We start from the raw sequence: 626 nt of genomic DNA, 5'->3' as shown, positions 1-626 counted from the left end.
GTCTCGCGGTGTTGATACTGGGCGAAACCGGTGTCGGCAAGGACGTGGTGGCACGCTTGTTACACCAGTGCTCGGACCGTGCGGATAAGCCATACGTCGCGATCAACTGTGCGGCTATTCCGGAGAATTTGGTGGAAAGTGAGCTGTTTGGCTACGAAAAAGGCGCGTTTTCTGGCGCGCAGAGCAACAAGGTTGGACTGGTGGCACAGGCTAACGGTGGCACGCTGTTTCTCGATGAAGTCGGCGATATGCCACCGTTGATGCAGGCCAAGCTGCTGCGCGTGCTGGAAACACACCGTTTCCGCCCGCTCGGCGCGGGCAAGGAGAGCCATTCCGATTTCCGCCTGATTGCTGCCACGCACCAACCGCTGGAGCAGCGCGTGGCAGAAGGCACCTTCCGTCAGGATCTCTACCACCGCCTATGCCAATGCCTGATGCAGATCGCGCCGCTGCGCGAACGCCCGGATGATATCAGCCTGCTGAGCGAACACTTTATCGTACAGATTAGCCGACAGCAGCAGAAACGCGTCGGGCCGTTGCACCGCGCTCTGTTGCGCCAACTGGTGGGATATGACTTCCCCGGCAACGTGCGTGAACTGAGAAACCTGCTGGAGATTGCCTGCGCG

1 protein-coding gene is annotated in these 626 nt (G+C 59.7%); it reads left to right on the top strand.

Annotated elements, in window-relative coordinates; all coding sequences use genetic code 11:
* The coding region (locus tag J5224_RS33795; protein WP_264629235.1) for a sigma 54-interacting transcriptional regulator at positions 1 to 626 on the top strand (626 nt) is incomplete at both ends.

This window comes from Candidatus Symbiopectobacterium sp. NZEC135, from assembly GCF_025962695.1.
The sequence above is the reverse complement of the archived record's forward strand: the minus strand, read 5'-3'. Positions and strand labels throughout refer to the sequence as shown.